The 16,568-nt window shown below is 69.4% G+C and carries 16 protein-coding genes; 8 read left to right on the top strand and 8 right to left on the bottom strand.

Translation table 11 applies throughout. The features are described from left to right. Positions 1-57: 57 nt before the first annotated feature. Positions 58-546, bottom strand: coding sequence for a DUF1648 domain-containing protein (locus ABT340_RS26500; RefSeq protein ID WP_352013537.1), 489 nt, complete (start codon positions 544-546; stop codon positions 58-60). A gap of 363 nt (positions 547-909) precedes the next feature. Between ABT340_RS26500 and ABT340_RS26495 the strand changes: the two genes are divergently transcribed. The 4 genes from ABT340_RS26495 to ABT340_RS26480 all read left to right on the top strand — a co-directional run bounded on the left by ABT340_RS26495 (position 910) and on the right by ABT340_RS26480 (position 5,024). Continuing rightward, on the top strand, positions 910-1,851 hold the full coding sequence (locus ABT340_RS26495) for an RNA ligase family protein (RefSeq protein WP_352013536.1): 942 nt from the start codon (positions 910-912) through the stop codon (positions 1,849-1,851). 154 nt (positions 1,852-2,005) lie between these two features. Continuing rightward, positions 2,006-3,022 carry a phosphotriesterase family protein gene (locus ABT340_RS26490; protein WP_352013535.1) on the top strand — a complete coding sequence of 339 codons (1,017 nt, stop codon included), beginning with the start codon at positions 2,006-2,008 and terminating at the stop codon, positions 3,020-3,022. Next, positions 3,019-4,089 (top strand): phosphotriesterase family protein, encoded by a 1,071-nt coding sequence (locus ABT340_RS26485; protein WP_352013534.1) that lies wholly within the window; start codon positions 3,019-3,021, stop codon positions 4,087-4,089. The genes ABT340_RS26490 and ABT340_RS26485 overlap by 4 nt, the downstream gene beginning before the upstream one ends. Positions 4,090-4,172: 83 nt before the next feature. Continuing rightward, on the top strand, positions 4,173-5,024 hold the full coding sequence (locus tag ABT340_RS26480) for a DUF72 domain-containing protein (RefSeq protein ID WP_352013533.1): 852 nt from the start codon (positions 4,173-4,175) through the stop codon (positions 5,022-5,024). 2 nt (positions 5,025-5,026) lie between these two features. Here the strand turns inward: ABT340_RS26480 and ABT340_RS26475 are convergent, their stop codons facing one another. From ABT340_RS26475 to ABT340_RS26465, 3 genes are all read right to left on the bottom strand, one after another. After that, a complete protein-coding gene (locus tag ABT340_RS26475) occupies positions 5,027-6,373 on the bottom strand; it encodes a cation:proton antiporter (RefSeq protein ID WP_352013532.1) in 1,347 nt (448 codons plus the stop codon). 95 nt (positions 6,374-6,468) lie between these two features. Next, complete coding sequence (locus ABT340_RS26470) at positions 6,469-7,131, bottom strand: response regulator (RefSeq protein ID WP_352013531.1); 663 nt, start codon at positions 7,129-7,131, stop codon at positions 6,469-6,471. Further along, a complete protein-coding gene (locus ABT340_RS26465; RefSeq protein WP_352013530.1) occupies positions 7,128-8,363 on the bottom strand; it encodes a sensor histidine kinase in 1,236 nt (411 codons plus the stop codon). Before ABT340_RS26465 ends, ABT340_RS26470 begins: the two co-directional genes overlap by 4 nt. Positions 8,364-8,618: 255 nt before the next feature. Between ABT340_RS26465 and ABT340_RS26460 the strand changes: the two genes are divergently transcribed. Then, positions 8,619-10,136: an alpha/beta hydrolase gene (locus ABT340_RS26460; protein ID WP_352013529.1), complete on the top strand. Its 1,518-nt coding sequence runs from the start codon at positions 8,619-8,621 to the stop codon at positions 10,134-10,136. 2 nt (positions 10,137-10,138) lie between these two features. Here the strand turns inward: ABT340_RS26460 and ABT340_RS26455 are convergent, their stop codons facing one another. Next, positions 10,139-11,224 carry an acyltransferase family protein gene (locus ABT340_RS26455; RefSeq protein ID WP_352013528.1) on the bottom strand — a complete coding sequence of 362 codons (1,086 nt, stop codon included), beginning with the start codon at positions 11,222-11,224 and terminating at the stop codon, positions 10,139-10,141. Then, on the bottom strand, positions 11,221-11,835 hold the full coding sequence (locus ABT340_RS26450; protein ID WP_386189749.1) for a TetR/AcrR family transcriptional regulator: 615 nt from the start codon (positions 11,833-11,835) through the stop codon (positions 11,221-11,223). Before ABT340_RS26450 ends, ABT340_RS26455 begins: the two co-directional genes overlap by 4 nt. 241 nt (positions 11,836-12,076) lie before the next feature. On the opposite strand from ABT340_RS26450, the gene ABT340_RS26445 reads away from it, so the two are divergent. Beyond that, positions 12,077-12,550: a carboxymuconolactone decarboxylase family protein gene (locus tag ABT340_RS26445; RefSeq protein WP_352013526.1), complete on the top strand. Its 474-nt coding sequence runs from the start codon at positions 12,077-12,079 to the stop codon at positions 12,548-12,550. Positions 12,551-12,608: 58 nt separating this feature from the next. On the opposite strand, the gene ABT340_RS26440 is transcribed toward ABT340_RS26445, so the two are convergent. Further along, entirely contained in the window at positions 12,609-13,877 is a 1,269-nt protein-coding gene (locus ABT340_RS26440) for a DUF3558 domain-containing protein (RefSeq protein WP_352013525.1), read from the bottom strand. Positions 13,878-14,077: 200 nt separating this feature from the next. Here ABT340_RS26440 and ABT340_RS26435 point away from each other — a divergent pair, with 200 nt between their 5' ends. Further along, positions 14,078-14,584 (top strand): DUF6461 domain-containing protein, encoded by a 507-nt coding sequence (locus ABT340_RS26435; protein WP_352013524.1) that lies wholly within the window; start codon positions 14,078-14,080, stop codon positions 14,582-14,584. 4 nt (positions 14,585-14,588) lie between these two features. Here ABT340_RS26435 and ABT340_RS26430 read toward each other — a convergent pair whose 3' ends face one another. After that, positions 14,589-15,275 carry a RibD family protein gene (locus ABT340_RS26430; protein WP_352013523.1) on the bottom strand — a complete coding sequence of 229 codons (687 nt, stop codon included), beginning with the start codon at positions 15,273-15,275 and terminating at the stop codon, positions 14,589-14,591. Between the two features lie 504 nt (positions 15,276-15,779). Here ABT340_RS26430 and ABT340_RS26425 point away from each other — a divergent pair. Next, a complete protein-coding gene (locus ABT340_RS26425; protein ID WP_352013522.1) occupies positions 15,780-16,307 on the top strand; it encodes a DinB family protein in 528 nt (175 codons plus the stop codon). Positions 16,308-16,568: the final 261 nt, after the last annotated feature.

Here is a 16,568-nt window from a genome sequence, read left to right as displayed (position 1 = left end):
CCTGGCGAGCGGCCACCGGGACCGTACGGAGCGCCAGGTCCCGCCTCGGCCGGGCGGTCACAGCGGTACGGCGAAGGCGGCGACGAGGACGGCGCAGCCGAGGAGGGCGGCCCCCCATCTCCACCCGGCCGGTACGGAAGGCCTGCCGACCAGCGCCAGTACGGCCAGGCCGAGCACCCCGACGATCACCCGGGGCAGGACCGCCCTGCCGGACAGCGCCGCCTGAAGGACGAAGCCGTGCGCCGTCACGAGCATGAGAGAGATCAGCACCCATCCGGGTACGACGTTCCGCTGAACGCCTCCCAGCATGTCGACCAGCCAGGCCACGAGGCTGACGACGATCGAGACGATGGGAAGCGTCAGGAGCGCCTCCAGCCTCGACACGTACCGATCCGCCTCGCCGATCGCATTCCAATGGACAGGGACCACCGCGTCGGCCGGTACCTGGCTGAAGGCCCACACCGACAGCGCCGTCGTCAGCAGCGGTCCGCAGGTGAGTAATGCGAGCTTCCACAATATGGGGCGAGAGCCATGTGATTCATCCACGCCGAACCCGCTTCTCCTGGGCTGTTGTTACTTTTCTGTGACGACGAGGAGGATTGTCCGGAAGGCTGGTCATTCCTGGTCGTGGAGACCATCTCAAAAAGGCCGTAGGCCCCGGGTAAAGCATTTCCGGTGATGAGACGGCTCCATGGAGACCACGGCGCACGGGCCACCGTGGCCTCGGCCCTTCGGCGCAGAAGCGATCCGCCGCACGATACAGAGATCACGATCGGCGGCCCCGGGGCGCACCCGATCTGACCACCGGCTCCGGACCGGCAGAACCGGCTCAGGACCGGGCCGGAACAGGCTTCGGACCGGCCGGAAAAGCAGAGGTGTTTCCGAGTTCGTCTCGGCCATACTGCTCCGATGCGGCATCTCGCCTACCCCAAGATCCCCGCCGCCGACCGGGCCGGTGGGGGCACCGCCGGAGGTCCGTGGGTGGCCACCGAGAAGATCCACGGGGCCCAGATGGTGATCGCCCATGACGGCGAGGGCCTGTCGGTGGGCAAGCGCAAGGCGTGGTTGCGTGACGACGAGCCGTTTTTCGGCTGGCAGCTCCTGCGCGCCGCCTTCGCCGGGGCCGTTGAGGCCGCCCTGGCCCGCGGTGGTTCGGCGGTGCGTCTCTACGGCGAGCTGTACGGCGGCCACTACCCCCACCCCGGCGTCTCCCCGGTGCCGGGCGCGTCCCCCGTCCAGACGGGCGTCTGGTACAGCCCCGGGATTCGCTTCGCCCTTTTCGACGTGTTGCGTCACGAGGGGCCGGACGACCCCGGGACCTTCCTGTCCTACGCGGACATCGCCTCGATCGCCGCCGACACCGGTCTCGACGTCGTGCCGCTTCTCGCCAGGGGGAGCCTGACGGACCTCGACGGTCTGCCCCGCCGTTTCCCCACCCGTGTGCCGCGGATGCTCGGCCTGCCCGAGGTGCCGGACAACACGGCCGAGGGAATCGTCCTGCGGCCCGACACCCCCCTGCCTCCCGCGCGCCGTCCCGCCCGCAAACTGAAGATCGAGGAGTTCGACGAACGGCGCTTCGACCAGAGCCGTCCCTGGGACCCGCAGGTGATGCTCTCCCCGGAGGAGCTACGCCGGATCGCCCTGGAGATGGTCAACGGGCCACGGCTGGCCGGGGCACGGTCCAAAACGGGGCCTTCCTCCCTCGACGAGCTCCTGGACGAGGTGGTCCTCGACGTCATGGTGGACCTGTCCGACGCCTTTCCCGCGACCACGGCGGCCCTCGACGACCGCGCGGAGGCCGCGTTGCAGGCCCACGTCCGCAGGGCCGCCGAGGCTCTGGCCGGGGGTTGACGGGCCGTCGGCCGGCCCGGGGACAGGGGAGTGCGGAATGGTCTGTCCGCGTTTCGTACGGCCGGCGGCGCGGCGCGTCCACGTGCCGTTCCGTCTCGGAGACATACGGATTGCCCTCTGTATCATATACGATCTTCTATGTTATGTTGGCCCGGTGTCCACCACCGACTCCACCACGGCAACCGCGCGCGCGGCGAGGGTCGTCACCGTCACCGGTGACCTCGCGCCGGACGCCCTCGGCGCGGTCATGCCCCACGAACATCTGCTGAGCGACTTCAGCGACGGGACCGAACCGCAGGAACCGCTCACCATGGAACTGCTCGGCGAGGTCAGTCTGGGCCTCCCCAACAGGGACAACCTGCTTCTCGGCGACGAGGCGCTGGCCGTCCGCGAGGCCACCGCGTTCAAGCAGGCCGGGGGCGGCACGCTGGTGGACGTCACCACCCCCGACCTCGGGCGTGACCCGGCCGCGCTGCGCCGTATCGCCGAGGCGACCGGCCTGGCCGTCGTCATGGGCGCGGGACGATACCGCCCCACCGGTTCCGGCGACGTCGACGGGCTCACCGAGGAGATCGTCAGGGACATCACCGAGGGCGTGGACGGCGTGCGCGCGGGCGTCATCGGCGAACTCGGCGCACTCGACCCCGGCGATCCCGCGGGACGCGCGATCCTCGTCGCGGCGGCGCGGGCCTCCGCGGCCACCGGTGCCGCGATCACGCTCGACCGCTCCGCCGACCCCGCGACCCAGCGGCGGGTGCTCGACCTGCTCGCCGAGGAGGGCGCGGACCTCACGCGCGTCGTCGTCGGGCACTGCGACCCGCTCTCCCCGCGCCCCGACGAGCTCGAACCGCTCCTCGAACGCGGGGTGTTCGTGCAGTTCGACCAGCTCGGTAGGCTGCCGTCCGTGTTGAGCGTCTCCGACGACCAGGACGTGGCGACGGCCGTGGTCGAACTGGCGCGCAGGGGACACGCCGAGCGGGTCCTGCTGTCGCAGGACGTCTCGGCCAAGTCGCACCTCCTCGCCTACGGCGGCGGCGGGTACGGCTTCATCCTGCAGCAGCTCGTCCACTACCTGCGGATGGTCGGCGCGGACGACGCCCTCATCGAGACCGTCACCGTGCGCAACCCGAGGCGACTTCTGACCATCACGACCCCGAAGGCAGACTCGTGAGCCGCTACCCCTTCGAGATCCCGAACATCGCGGGCAAGGCGCTGACCGTCACGGGCCCGGTCGACCCGTCGACGCTCGGGGAGACGCTCATGCACGAGCACGTCTTCGTCGACCTGCGGCGCCCGGCGCGCTTCCGCCGTCCCGGAGAGGACTCCCCGGAGGCCGCCGAGCCGCTCACCCTCGCCAACCTCGCCCGCACGCGTCACGGGTTCCCCAACGCCGACAGTGACGCGATGGGCGACTTCGACGAGATGCTGACGGAGGTGCTCGCCTTCGCCAACGTCGGGGGAGGCACGCTGGTCGAGGTCTCGCCCATCGGCGTCGGCCGCGACCCCGAGGGACTCCTGCGGCTCTCCCGGGAGAGCGGGCTCAACGTCGTCATGGGCGGCGGCTGGTACACCCCGACCTTCCACCCGGAGAACATGGACGAGCTCACCGTCGACGACCTCACCGACATCATCGTGCGCGACGTCGTGCTCGGGGTCGGCGAGACCGGCGTCCGCTCGGGCATCATCGGCGAGGTCGGCGCCGACTCCGCGCCGCTGACCGAGAACGAGCTCAAGAGCGTGCGCGCGAGCGGCCGGGCGAGCAGGATCACCGGCGCCCCCATCACCTTCCACGTCGGGGGAGTCGGCGAGGAGAAGATCGCCGTGCTCGACATCCTCGACGAGGAGGGCGTCGCCCCGACGAACGTCGTCATGGGCCACTGCATGGAGGCGGTGACGAACCCCTCGCTCGCCGAGCGTCTCGTCGCCCGTGGCGCCTTCATCGAGCTGGACTTCCTGGCCTCGCCGGGAAGCCCGTGGGGACACCTCTTCCTGACCAGCGACCACAAGGTCGTCCGGGGCGTCGCGGACCTGATCGAACGGGGCTACGCGGACCAGATCGTGCTGGGTCACGACGTGTGCCAGAAGATCCAGCTCAGGAAGTACGGCGGCAAGGGGTACGACTACATCTCGCGCTACTTCCTGCCCGCGCTGCGTGAACTCGGCGTCGGCGACGAGGTCATCCACAAGATCATGGTGGAGAACCCCGCCCGCGCCCTCGCCTTCGCCGAACCCCGCTGAACCCGGCCGCCGAACCCGGTGGATCACCAGTACGGCCCGCATCCGATGACCGGACGCGGGCCGTACTCGGATAGCGTCGGTACATGCGGCTTCATGTGGGATGCGCGATGTGGGCGAACACCTCATGGCAGGGGCGTTTCATCCCCCATCCCCTTCCGCAGAAGGAACGGCTGCACGCCTACGCGAGCCTGTGCAACGCGGTCGAGGGCAACACGACCTTCTACGCCACACCCGCGAGGAACACGGTCGAGCTGTGGGCGCAGCAGACCGACCCCGACTTCCGGTTCGTGCTCAAGCTGCCCAAACCGATCACCCACGAACGCCGGCTGAACGGCGCCGAGGAGGAGCTGAGGGCGTTCCTGGACGCGATCGAGCCGCTCGGCCCACGCGCCCACGCGCTGTGGATCCAGCTTCCCGGCTCGTTCTCCCCGGGTGACCTCGGTGTTCTCGCGGCCTTTCTCAACCGGCTTCCCCGATCCCACCGGTACGCCGTCGAGGTCAGGCACCGGGCGTTCTTCGAGGACGAGCGGTCCGCGCGGCTGCTGGAACAGGTCCTGGCGGGCGCCGGGGCCGAGTGGGTGCCGTTCGACACGGTCGTCCTCTTCCAGACGCCGCCGACGACCGACGCCGAGCGGGAGTCCTGGACGAAGAAGCCGCGCATGCCACGCCGTACGACCGCCCTCACCGGGAACCCGATCGTCCGCTACATCGGCCGGGACGACGCCGAACGCACCGCAGAGGGCTGGCGGCCCTGGGTGGACACGGTCGTGGCATGGCTGCGTGAGGGCCGTTCGCCGACCTTCTTCCTGCACACCCCCGACAACGCCGACGCCCCCGCGCTCGCCCGGCGCTTCCACGACGAGGTACGGTCCCACCTGCCCGCCCTGGGCCCGCTGCCGGAGCCCGTACCGGTCGAGCCGCTCACCCTGTTCTGAGGTCACAGAATCGGTTCGGTACCACTGGTCGAGTGGTTGTTCCAGGCCTGGTGTTCGGCTTCCCTGAGCTTCTCCTCCGCGGTCTGCTCGACCCGGGCCATGGCGATCCGCAGGATCGGCGGAGCCATCAGCGAGGTCACGATCGCCACGAGGATCACGATGGTGTAGGCCTCGACGCCGAGGATGCCCAGCCGCAGGCCGACCATGGCGACCACCACCTCGATCACGCCGCGGGCGTTGAGCCCGGCGCCGAGTGCGAGCGCCTCCCACCTGTTGAGCCTGCTCAGCCGCGCCCCGGCGTAGGCGCCGAGGAACTTGCCGACGATCGCGATGGTCAGTACGGCCAGGCCGCTGAGCAGCACCTCGGGCCTGGCCAGCGCGGTCAGGTCCATTCTGAGGCCCGCGGTGGCGAAGAAGATCGGCGCGAATCCGGAGAGCACGACCGTGCGCAGCGGGGCGAGTCTGGCCGGTTCGACCTTGCCCGCGCTACCGATGAGCATGCCGCAGACGAACGCGCCGATGACGGCTTCGAGCCCGAGCGCGTGGGTACCGGCCGAGGCGAGCAGGATGAGCACGGCCGCGGTGGCGACGGCCGGACCCGCCTCCTCCGACCTGGCGGTGAGCTGGAAGGCGTACCTGACCAGGGGACGGCCGATCGTCAGCGCGAACACCACGATGACGGTCAGGTAGGCGAGCGAGGTCAGCACGGTTCCCGTCGAGGCCACGTTGACGGCCATCGCGCTGACGATCGACAGCATGAACCAGCCGAAGGCGTCGTCGATCATCCCGGCGGTCAGGGTGAGCTGCCCGATGTTGCGGTGCAGCAGCTTCATGTCCATGAGCGTCTTGGCGATGACCGGGATCGCGCTGACGCACATCGCCACACCGAGGAACAGCGCGAAGACCGTGATGTCCGTGCCCTCGGGCACCAGCGTCCTGGGCAGCAGGAACCCGGCGCCGATGCCGAGGCCGAGGGGGACGACGAGCCCGCCGACGCTGACTCCTGCGGCCGTGACGCCACGGCGGCGGACCAGCTTCATGTCCATGTGGATGCCGGTGAGGCCGACCAGCAGCAGCACGCCGATCTGGCCCACGGCGTCGAGCAGGTGGAACTGCTCGGGGTCGGCGGGGAACAGCCAGGTCTGCAGGCCGGGCGCGACGTGCGCCAGGAAGGAGGGGCCGAGGACCACGCCGACGAACAGTTCGCCGACGACGGCGGGCATCCCGAACCGGGTGGCCAGCCGCCCGAGAACCAGCGCCAGCAGGAGTAACAGGCTGACCTGGAGCAGGAAGACGAGCAGATTGTGCGCGGCGATGGGCGCTATGGGAGCACCTAAGGCAGAAGGCATCATTACCCCTAGAGAGAGTAGGAATCTAGGAAGGTCTCCCCGTTAAGCACCCGAAACCCACTTCTGGACAGATCACAAACCAGTCGCGAGAACGCTCACGCCGGGTGGACGAGGCGGCTCTCGTAGGCGAAGACCACGGCCTGGACCCGGTCGCGCAGCTCCAGTTTCAGCAGGATGCGGCCCAGATGGGTCTTCACGGTCGCCTCGGCGAGGTGCAGTTCGGCGGCGATCTCGGTGTTCGACAGACCGCGCGCCACCTCGACGAGCACCTCCCGCTCACGCGCGGTGAGCCGTTCCAGCCGTTCGTCGGACACGGGACGCTCCCCGTGGGGAAGCCGGTGGGCGAAGGTCTCCAGCAGCCGCCGGGTGATCCTGGGGGAGACCACGGCGTCGCCCGCCGCGACGTTGCGGATGGCCGCGAGCAACTCCTCGGGCAGGGCGTTCTTCAGCAGGAAGCCGGAGGCTCCGGCCCGCAGCCCGGCGAAGGCGTACTCGTCGAGGTCGAAGGTGGTCAGGATGAGCACCTTCGACGACGGTGAGACACGCGTGATCCGGCCGGTCGCCTCGATGCCGTCCATCCCGGGCATCCGGACGTCCATCAGCACCACGTCGGGACGCAGTGTCCTGGCGAGCCGTACGGCCTCGGCGCCGTCGGCCGCCTCCCCGACGGCCTCCATGTCCGGCTGGGCGTCCAGGACCATGGTGAAGGCCATCCGCAGCAGCGACTCGTCATCGACCAGCAACACCCGGATCGTCACACCGCCCCCTTACCGGCCGCCACACCCGGACCAGGCCCGGCGGCACCCGGCGTTTCCGGGCCCCCGGTCTCACCCGCCCCGTCCAAACCGGGCCCGGCCGTCCTCGCCATGCCCAGGCCCCCGGTCACGCCCGTCGTGGTCAGGGTGAGCCTGGTCGCGACCCGCCAGCCGCCGCCGTCACGGGGACCGGCCTCCAGGGTCCCGCCGTACGCGGCGGCGCGTTCGCGCATGCCCACCAGGCCGTGCCCGTCCGACGGCGGGCCGGGGACCCGCGCCGCCGGGCCGTCGTCCACGACCTCGACGGTGACGGCGTCGCCCGAGCACCGCACCCGTACGGCGGCGCGTGTCCCGGAGGGGGTGTGCTTGAACGTGTTGGTCAGCGCCTCCTGGACCAGCCGGTAGACCGTGAGCTGCGCGGCGGCGGGAACCGCCGAGACGTCCCCCTCAAGGGAGAGACGGACGGACAGTCCCGCGGCGCGCGTCCGGGCGGCGAGCGGTTCGAGCTCGGCCAGGCCGGGAGCCGGATGCCGGCTCGCGTCCGGTTCGTCGGCCCGCAGCACGCCCAGGGAACGCCGCATGTCGGTCAGCGCCTGCCGTCCGGTGCCGGAGATCTGCCGCATGGCGACCTCGGCCCGCTCGGGTGAGTACCGTTGGGCGAAGACGGCGGCGTCGGCCAGCGCGACCATCACCGACAGGTTGTGGGTGACGATGTCGTGCATCTCCCTGGCGATGCGTCCGCGCTCCTCGGCCACCGCGAGCCGTTCCCGCTGGTCCCGTTCGTGTTCGAGCCGTACGGCGCGCTCCTGCCTGATGCGGGTGTTCACGCCGGTGACGGCGACGGCCACGACCACGGCGGTCAGGAAGGCGGCCGAGTTGAGGAACCTGTCGGCGGGCGCGGCCCAGCGGGCGGCGGCCAGCAGGACTCCCGCTTCGAGGACGACCCCGGCGGCGAGCGCGTACCGCCAGGCCGAACGGGCGGCGACCGTGTAGAGGGCGACCAGCAACGCCACGTCGGTCAGCGTCTGGACGTCGGCGAACCACTGCACGAGCGCCGCCCCGGCCACCACGCAGAACACCGTGAACGGCGCGTGCCGCCGCCACACCAGCGGCGCCGCCAGCGCCACTTGGAGGACCAACGGCCCCGGGGAGCCGTAGACACGGTCGTTGAGGACCACGCACCCCAGGAGGATCACGGCCACGAGCACCCCGTCACGCCGGTGAACTCCGAACATCGGGGCATTCCTCCTGAACAGCCGCATCGCGTGACACATGTTAGGTTCCGCGACCCGGTGAACACGTGCCCCCTGGGGATGACGATGACGCGGAGGACCTGCGACCCCAGGAGGACCCTCTCCACCAAGAACCATCCCCCGGCAGACGAAAGCGCAGGTCACGAGGGTTGGCAAGACCAGACCCCGGACTGACGCGCCGCCGCGGCCCGCCCGCCTAGCCTCGTGCCCCGCATGACGAAGCGAGAGGAGAGTCCGATGCGCGGACGAGGGATGGCGGCGGTGCTGGCCGGGACGGCCCTGGCCACCGTTCTGACCGGTACGGCGACGGCCGACGACGGTCTGGCCAGGTTCCAGAACCAGCGGATCGACTGGCACCGCTGCCAGAACGGCCCCGACGACGAGGCGGGCAAGGAACTGGACGCGGCGAAGGCCCAGTGCGCCGAGGTCACGGTGCCGCTCGACTACGGCCGTCCCGACGGGCGGACCATCAAGGTCGCGATGTCCCGGTTGAAGGCGACCGACCCCGCGCACCGGCGCGGCACGCTGCTCTACAACCCCGGCGGCCCCGGCGTCCCGGTGACCTACCTCGCGCTCATGGTGAAGAACGCCGCGCCCGAGGTCGCCGCCCGCTACGACCTGATCGGGATGGACCCCCGCTTCGTCGGGCGCAGCACCCCGCTGAACTGTGGCTGGCCCAGTCCCATCGTCGGCTCCGCCGGGCCCGACCGGCGTTCCTTCGACCGGACCACGGCGCTGGCCAGGGACCTGGCCTCCCGCTGCGCCGCCCACCGGGACGTGCTGCCGTACGTCTCGACCAGGGACACCGCCAGGGACATGGACGTGATCCGCGCCGCCCTCGGTGAGCGGAAGCTGTCCTACCTCGGCTCGTCGTACGGCACCTACCTGGGCGCCGTCTACCTCCAGCTGTTCCCCGGCCGTGCCGACCGGGTCGTCCTCGACAGCGCGCTCGACGTCGACCGTTACGGCCCCGACCTGGCCCGGTACCAGGGCCCGGCCCTCGCCGGGGTCATGCGGGACTGGGCGGCCTGGACGGCCCGTCACCACGACCGCTACCGGCTGGGCCGTACGGCGGGCGAGGTGCTGGCCGTCGTCGACCGGATCAACCGGGCGACCGGCCGGGGCCCGCTGAGGGTCGGCCGGTTCCAGGTGGACAGTCGTGTGCTGCCCATGATCATGTTCAACGTCACCGGAGGAGACAGCGACGAGGCCTACGGCAGCTTCGCCGCCGACGTCAAGGTGCTCGGTGACGCGGCCAGGGGGGTCGAGGTCACCCCGACCCCGGTCCTTGAGCAGGTGCTGACCGGCTTCTCCGGGCCGGACGCGGACGGGGCGTCGGCCGTACAGAACGCGATCTTCTGCGCGGACCGGGCGGCCTCCCGCGACCCCGAGACCTACTACCGTGACATCCAGGCCCACCGGGCAGGGGAGCCCCTGTTCGGGCCGCTCATCCGCAACCTCACCCCCTGTACGTTCTGGCCCGTGGCGCCCGCGGAGCCGCCGACCCGGGTCCGCAACGACGTGCCGGTCCTGATGGTCGGTGCGACGGGCGACCCGGGAGCCCCGTACCAGGGCCAGCGGGCCACCCATCGGGCCCTGACCGGATCACGCCTGGTCACCCTGCGCGGCGCCTTCCGGCACACCGTCTACGCGGGTCTGTTCTCCCCGAAGAACGACTGCGTCGACCGGATCGTCAACCGCTATCTGGTGGACGGCGTCATGCCCGCGACCGACACCACCTGCACGGAGACCTGACCTCACAACACCCGCCTGGCGCCGGGTAGCGCGCGCACCAGCCAGGCCACCCCCCAGCACAGCGGCAACGAGACGGCGGCGGCCACGACGAACTTGACGATCGCCGGAGCGTGCAGCCAGGCCAGCGCGTAGCCGACCGCGACGAGCACGACCGGATGGATGAAATAGACCGTGTAGGCGTGCTCGGAGAGGAACCTGCCACCCTCCCCCTGCCGGTTGTACCGGTTCCTGAACAGCACGATCAGCCCGACGATGATCGAGACGGCGAACGTCGACTCCCACAGGGAGTTGAACGCCTGGTGGAGCACACCCTCGGTCGTCATGCTCAGCGGCAGCACGACCAGCGTCACCCCGGTCGCGGCGAGAAAGCCGATCCGTCCCGCCTTGGCGGGCAGCGTCTCGAACCAGCCACGCCGGTAGGCCAGCACTCCGACGACGAACATCGAGGCGTACTGCGGCAGGTGGGAGGGCGTCGGCAGCCCGATTACGATCCAGTAGGTCCCGACGGGTACCAGGAACCGCCACAGGAACGTGGCCACCGCCAGCCCGAGCGCGAACAGCACGATCGCCCGCGCGGTCAGCTCGGTGCGCCGGGGCTCGACGGCCTGCTTCGACGCTCCGGCCCGCCTCGACCACAGCGTGTACACGATGCCGAAGACCAGCAGCACCTCCACGAACCACATCGGGCCCGCGTCCCACGAGCCGAGGTAGAACAACCAGTACGGAATGCCGTCCGGGTAGAAGCCGGCGACCAGCAGGGGCCGTAGCAGCAGGAGGAACACCAGCAGGGGGATGCCGAGCCGCTTCAACCGGTCACGGACGAAAGCCCCGCCGCCCTTGCGGTCGTGGGAGGCGGGCGTGAAGAAACCGGAGATGAGGAAGAAGAACCCCATGAAGAACGCCTGGTTGAACATCACCAGGATGTCGAGCGCGACGCCGCTGGCGTCCTTGGCCTCCTCGAAGTAGTACCAAGCGGGGATGTGGCCGTAGGTGATCGCGACATGGTGGAGGACCACCAGGACCGTGAGCACCACACGCAGGTTGTCGACGGCGAACAGTCTGGTTCTGGTCCTGGTCTCGGTCTTCACTTCGCCGCCGCCCTTTCGAAGAAGTCGGCCAACTCGCGCGCGTGCGCGTCGAGGTCGTGGTCAGGGGTGACCGCCCAGTAGGCGAACATGGCGTCGACGGCGGAGGAGTGCGTGATCGCCATGACGCGCAGGTCGAAGGCACGGAACTCGCCCGTGCTCTGTCCGAACCGGTAGATGTGCTCGATGCCCTGGTAGAGCTCCTCGTTGGTGTGCGCGCCGTACCGCGGCTTGCCCTCGGCGTCGCGCAGGTTGTGGAAGATCTCACCCAGCGCCAGGAGCTGGGTGCGGTGGTCGCGCATGTGCTCGGCCACGGACAGGATGTACGTGCGCAGCATCCCGACGGCGGTGTCCTGGCCCTCCAGCCTGGCGATGACCCGCTCGGCGATCTTCGTGTAGATCTGGGTGACGATCTCCTCCATCAGCTCGTCCTTGCCGGCGAAGTGGTAGGAGATCACCCCCTTGCTGATGCCCGCGTGCTTGGCGATGGCCGCCAGCGACGCCTTGGCGAAGCCGACCGAGGCGAGCACCTCGATCGCGGACGCGATGATCTGTGCTCGCCGCGCCTCCTCGATGAACGACATTTGTCGATCCGGCTTGTTTTCTGGCCGCATGGTCAAAAAATAACACACCCGGCCAAGCTTCAAGCCGCCCGGCCAACTACTACCTTACGTGCATATTCGATCACCAAGAGTGTCAGGACTGTCGTTCGCCGAGCCCTCGCCCGGGTGCCCCTCCGGGCGGTGAGGACAGGGGCTCGACGGGCAGGAGATGTACATCACACTCATTTGCGTCACATCCGGCCCGGCTGGTTGGTCAGAGAGGTGTAACCACCGCAACGACAAGGAGCGCACCATGGACGCTCGTTTGAATCCGCTCGACAACCCGGTCGCGGCGAAGTTCCTGAAGCACCTCATCGCGGCGAACACGGCGATCCACAACTCGGCGCTGCCCACCGCGACGCAGGAGCTGGTGAAGATCCGCGCCAGCCAGATCAACGGCTGTGGTTTCTGCACCGACATGCACACCAAGGACGCCGCGCACGCCGGAGAGACCCCGCTCCGTCTCAACCTGGTCGCGGTCTGGCGGGAGGCCACGGTCTTCACCGACGCCGAGCGCGCCGCCCTGGAACTGACCGAGCAGGGCACCCGCATCGCGGACGCGGCCGGTGGCGTTCCGGACGACGTCTGGGCGAACGCCGCCAAGCACTACGACGAGGAGCAGCTCGCCGCCCTGGTGGCTCTCATCGCCCTGATCAACGCCTTCAACCGGGTGAACGTGATCATCCAGCAGCCCGCGGGCGACTACCAGCCCGGCCAGTTCGGGTAACGAGGAGCGAACGCCCCGGGGCCCGCCGCCGGGTCCCGGGGCGTCGCACACCGTACGGTCAGGCGGCCCCCCTCAGCTGGGCGGTGGCGGAATAGGCCAGTTCGGTGGAGACGCGGCAGAGCCGGTCCATCGGGAAGGAACCGTCGACCAGCAGCTGTAGCGTCTCGGCCTTCGTCCTGCCGTACCGGTCGGGATAGGAGCGGTAGACCACCTGTGTCAGGCATGCCCTCTCGTCGTCCGCCCACCTCTCGACGAAGGCGCGGTAGCCGTTGAGCCGGGTGGGTGCCCCGTCGGTGGAGTCCGGTTGCCGCCCCTGGTCGAAGTGCAGGTTCACCCGCAGATCACCGGTGGTACTGGACCATTTGCACGTCCAGTTGCCGTAGCCCACGTAGGGATTCGCCGCGTCGACGCCTGGGACGAACTCTCCCAGGGTGTCCGGGCTGAGAAGCGCGCAGGCGTCCTCGTTCGCCAGGGAGTCCCGGGGAAGAGAGCGGGGATACTTCTCCAGCTCTCCGGCACCGAGTTTCTCGGCGGCGATCTCGGCCGCCGTGTCTGCGATGTCACACAGGGAGGTCCTGCCCTTCTCCCCGCGTTTGGCGGTTACCGACACGATCGTGTCGTTGTCCGCGGAAAACGCCATCCTGCGTTCGCATTCCGTGCTCTGGGCGGGCTCCTTCATGACGATGACGTTCTTCATGGTTTCGGAGGACGTGGTCTGCTCAGGAAGTGGACCGGGATCGAATTCCACCTTGACATCCACTTCATCCTCTCCCGGTGGATATATCAGGACATCGCACCGGTCGAAATTTCCGTAAGCTGGATCAATTTCCGTTTTCCCGAACCGGCCCAGTCTCACGGCGTCGACCAGACGGCACGGATCGGCCGCGAGCGGAGACGGCAGACCTCCCGGCGGCTTCCCCGGAGGGCTCACCGTCGGGCTTCCTGTCGGATTCCCCGTCGGATGCACTGTCGGGCTTCCCGTCGGGCTTTTCAGTGGGGGTGGCGGCGTGGAAGACGCCCTGTTCCCCGGCTCGGATGGGGGGTCGATCGGGATGGGTGGCCAGGGGAGGGCGATGGCCAGCACGGTGAGCAGGAGCAGGCAGGTCTTAACGTTGATTGAGCTTTCAGTAATTAAGATGAAAAGTCTGCTTATAGGGGATTTGGTGGAGAGGGGCCCAAGCAGGTTTGTGGGTGTTGGCTCGGCGATCAGTATGGTCAGCACCACGGCGATGATGGTCCACTGCAGGCTGAACATCCCATCGTCGAAGATTTTGTTGATCGCGACCGCGAGAGGCACACTCAACAACGCTTTCGCGGTCGGCGACATCGACCCCATTGACATACCGACATAATCGAAGCAATCGCCAGGTCGTTTCTCCGGAACGCCCAAACTTGCGTCCAGTGGAACGAGCCCGTACACCTTCACAAAATCGATAAACCCCCACAAATCGCAGACCGTGCGCGGTTTCTGTCGGACCCGCCTGCCAGGATTCCCGTATCCGACCCCCTACGGAGAGCAGGGCTCCCATGACGTACGGCTGGCTCGACGACGAGGCGTTCTGCGCGACGCACGTCCGCGGCCTCACCCCGCACGAGGCACTGGCCCGTCTCGGTGTCGAGGTGCTCGACGGCGACGACGAGGAAGGCGAGATCGACGTGGGGCTCATCTGCGCCTACCCGGCCGAGGGCGGCACCATCCTCGGCGAGGCGATCGGCTACGCCGGGTCGTTGGGAGAGGTGCTGCGGCCCCTGTCAGCGGGGACGGTCGTGGCGAGCGTCTTCGTCAACGTGAACATGGTCGCGGGCTTCAACCACTACGCGGACGGCCGCGAGATCCTGTCCTTCGACCCGCTGTTCCCCCACGAGGTCGACGACCAGACGGCCTTCCTGGCCGACCGGATCGAGCTCGGGCTGGTCCACGGCAGGGCGACGGGCGGGCTCGCCGCGGCGCGAGCACTGGCCGAACGCGTCACCGGGGTGCGGCCGACGCCGTCCAGCCGCGTCGCGGTCGCCCACGGTTTCCTCGACTACTGAGCCGTCAGGCCTCCGGCGGCCGGACGGGTTGATAGCGGGCGAGGATGACATCCCCCATGGGCCGCACTTCGAGCAGTCGCATGCGGTTCCTCGCGTCGTAGGGGAACGACGCGGGGTTGACGAAGCGGGGGGCGGCGGCGTCGCCGACGAAGAAGGGCGCGGTGACGACGTGGAGCTCGTCCACGAGACCCGCCGCCAGAAACCGGGTGTGCACGGTGCCGCCGCCTTCGACCATGAGGCGCTCCACCCCTCGTTCGGCGAGGTCGGCGAGGACGGCTCGCAGGTCGAGGGGGTCACCGGCGTCGACGACCGAGGCGACCTCGGCGAGGGCGTCCCGCTGGACGGGAACGTCCGGGGTGGTGGCGTAGACGACCTTTGCGGTGTCGCCGGTGGTGAAGAGCCTCGCGGCCGGGTCGAGGGGCCGGTGCCCGGCGATGACGGCCTTGAGCGGAGACTCCGGCCGGCCGGCGGCGACACGGGCCTGACGGCGGTGCGCGGCGCGGACCATGAGCCGGGGGTCGTCGGCGCGGACGGTTCCGGCGCCGACGAGGATGGCGTCGCAGGTGGCGCGTACGGCGTCCACCCGGTCGAAGTCCTCGTCGTTGGACAGCAGCAGCCGCTCCGAGGTCGCGTCGTCGATGTAACCGTCAAGCGAGACGGCGACGGAGGACAGGACGAACGGCCTGGTCATGTGGTGCTCCCCGGAACGTTCCCGACGACGGCGCGAAGGCGGAGCCTCCATCCGAACCGGCGGACTCCACACCTGTACGGCGCCGCGTCCCACGCTACCCTCCGGCGGAGCTCCGCCTCACCCTCCCCGCGGAAGCCCCGGCGTCGTGGCGGCGTCGCAACGCCTTCACCCGGCTTCGAACCCTCGTGTGGAGGTTCCCAGCGCCGTGGCGGTGTCGACTGATCCTTCCCCGGCCCCGCTCTCCCAGGAAAGCCCCAGCGACCGATCCTTCACCCGGCTTCGAACTTCCGCGGACGACCCTGGTGCCGTGGCGGTGTCGATCAACGTTCTCACGAACCTCCACGGGCGGCCCCGGTGGCGTGGTGGCGCCGACCGACCAGCCCTCACCTGGTTTCGACCCCTGGCACGGAAACCCCCCGCGTCGTGGCGGTGCCCACCCCGCACCTCGTCCGAACCCCCGTGTGGGACGGTCGATCGTTGTCCGGAGCCTGCCATTCTGTCTTGATGCGTACATCTCGATGTGATCTGTTGCGTTGGCAGTTCGACCTGACCTGGTCGTTGTTCGACTACCACCTGGAACGACTACGACCCGATGACTTCCTGTGGGAACCCGCCCCCCTTTGCTGGACCGTACGCCGTGACGCCACGGGAGCATGGGTGCCCGACTGGGCGGAGACCGAGCCCGACCCCATCCCCGTTCCCACCATCGGCTGGGTGAGCTGGCATATCGGCTGGTGGTGGAGTGTGACCATCGACCACGCCCAGGGACGCGCGCCTCGGGACAGGACCGAGGTCACCTGGCCGGGTGACGGAACGAGCGCCGTCGGGTGGCTGCGTGGTCTCCGCACCACCTGGCTGACCGTGCTGGAAGGCCTCACCGACGCCGACCTGGACACCCCGGCCCCCTTCCCCTGGCCGCAGGACTCCGAGCACACCGTCGCCCACATGATCGCCTGGGTCAACTCCGAGCTGATGAAGAACGCCAGCGAGATAGGCCAGCTTCGCATGGTACGGGCCGCGTCCTCGAAGTAGATCGTTCTCAGCCCAAGGCCGGTCCGCTCGGGCCGGTGGTCGTTCTCGGCCAAGGCCCCGCGACCGGTTCGGGGAGCAGGCTTCCGGGTCGGCGAACCCGGCGCTCTCGCGCCGACCACTCGTAGGACGGCCGTGCCGATGCCGGTGTCGGCCCGTCCACCGGTCCGCCATGGCCTGGGCGGTCCGACCGACATGATCTCCTCGGTGGTGGAGAACCTCGCGTGCACACCTCGACGCGTGACTCCAGGACTCCGTCCCTGA

Origin of the sequence: Streptosporangium sp. NPDC000239, assembly GCF_040300765.1 — a bacterium.
GTDB lineage: Bacteria > Actinomycetota > Actinomycetes > Streptosporangiales > Streptosporangiaceae > Streptosporangium.
Note: the sequence above shows the minus strand (reverse complement) of the source record. Positions and strands in the feature narration are given on the sequence as shown.

What these genes read in the sequence shown, in the direction of transcription:
- ABT340_RS26430 (WP_352013523.1), bottom strand. Translation starts at nt 15,275, where the DNA reads ATGACCAGGCCGTTCGTCCTGTCCTCCGTCGCCGTCTCGCTTGACGGT.
- ABT340_RS26460 (WP_352013529.1), top strand. Translation starts at nt 8,619, where the DNA reads ATGCGCGGACGAGGGATGGCGGCGGTGCTGGCCGGGACGGCCCTGGCC.
- ABT340_RS26450 (WP_386189749.1), bottom strand. Translation starts at nt 11,835, where the DNA reads ATGCGGCCAGAAAACAAGCCGGATCGACAAATGTCGTTCATCGAGGAG.
- ABT340_RS26475 (WP_352013532.1), bottom strand. Translation starts at nt 6,373, where the DNA reads ATGCCTTCTGCCTTAGGTGCTCCCATAGCGCCCATCGCCGCGCACAAT.
- ABT340_RS26465 (WP_352013530.1), bottom strand. Translation starts at nt 8,363, where the DNA reads ATGTTCGGAGTTCACCGGCGTGACGGGGTGCTCGTGGCCGTGATCCTC.
- ABT340_RS26480 (WP_352013533.1), top strand. Translation starts at nt 4,173, where the DNA reads ATGCGGCTTCATGTGGGATGCGCGATGTGGGCGAACACCTCATGGCAG.
- ABT340_RS26435 (WP_352013524.1), top strand. Translation starts at nt 14,078, where the DNA reads ATGACGTACGGCTGGCTCGACGACGAGGCGTTCTGCGCGACGCACGTC.
- ABT340_RS26495 (WP_352013536.1), top strand. Translation starts at nt 910, where the DNA reads ATGCGGCATCTCGCCTACCCCAAGATCCCCGCCGCCGACCGGGCCGGT.
- ABT340_RS26425 (WP_352013522.1), top strand. Translation starts at nt 15,780, where the DNA reads ATGCGTACATCTCGATGTGATCTGTTGCGTTGGCAGTTCGACCTGACC.
- ABT340_RS26445 (WP_352013526.1), top strand. Translation starts at nt 12,077, where the DNA reads ATGGACGCTCGTTTGAATCCGCTCGACAACCCGGTCGCGGCGAAGTTC.
- ABT340_RS26440 (WP_352013525.1), bottom strand. Translation starts at nt 13,877, where the DNA reads ATGTCGCCGACCGCGAAAGCGTTGTTGAGTGTGCCTCTCGCGGTCGCG.